At 43.6% G+C, this 904-nt stretch carries 1 protein-coding gene; it reads left to right on the top strand.

Translation table 11 applies throughout. The features are described from left to right. Positions 1 to 224 precede the first annotated feature (224 nt). Positions 225 to 904 (top strand): beta-ketoacyl-[acyl-carrier-protein] synthase family protein (locus tag IC21_RS05375; protein ID WP_035180615.1); only part of this gene is annotated, 680 nt, incomplete at its 3' end.

The following is a 904-nucleotide window of genomic DNA, read 5'->3' as shown; positions in this document are numbered from 1 at the left end:
AAAAAGGTTGGTTGGATCAACCAACCTTTTTTACACCTTTAAACGAAACGTAATGAGTACATGTATCTAAACGGCAAAACAACAATTGATATAGTTTAGGATATACCGAATATCTGAATCAGATAAAAAGACCAGTACTGAAAAACTGTAATGAAGCTTGCCTTATCGGGCAGGCTATTCCAATGTTTATGATCATGATTCTTAATAAAGCGAGGTGGTTTTTGATGTTGACGGGGCATCGTACTTGGGTTTTCGATCAAAAGCCCGCCATTATTTCTACTGGTACAGTTGGTGGACCTTTTGAAGCGAACGGAATGCTGGCGTTAGATTTTGATCTGCTCCATTCCGATTTATGGCTAGGTCAAGATTCTTATGAAAAAGCCCACAAGATCCTTTTAGAAGAAGCCTGTCAAAAAGCCATCGAAAAAGCCGGTCTTCAAAAAGAGCAAATTCAGTTTTTCCTGGGGGGAGACTTGATTAATCAGCTTACCCCTACCAGTTTTGCTATGCGCACGCTAGGAGTGCCTTTTCTCGGTTTGTTCGGAGCCTGTTCAACATCGATGGAGGGACTGGCTCTTGGTGCTTATATTGTTAATAACAAAGGAGCCGACTATTTGTTAACAGGTGCTTCTAGTCATAATGCAGCGGTTGAAAAGCAGTTCCGTTATCCAACGGAATACGGTGGACAAAAACCGCCCACTGCACAATGGACGGTAACGGGTGCTGGAGCTGCTTTGTTAAGCAGTGCTGGTGACGGTCCTAGGGTTACGTCTGCTACGATTGGTCGTGTTATTGATATGGGGATGACCGATCCGCTGAATATGGGAGGGGCAATGGCTCCGGCAGCTGTGGATACGATAGAAGCACATTTAAAAGAACGAAATGTTGACCCCTCTTACTATGA

It is taken from the genome of Heyndrickxia coagulans DSM 1 = ATCC 7050 (assembly GCF_000290615.1).
GTDB classification, from domain to species: Bacteria; Bacillota; Bacilli; order Bacillales; family Bacillaceae_C; genus Weizmannia; species Weizmannia coagulans.
This window is presented reverse-complemented; position numbering and strand designations above follow the sequence as displayed.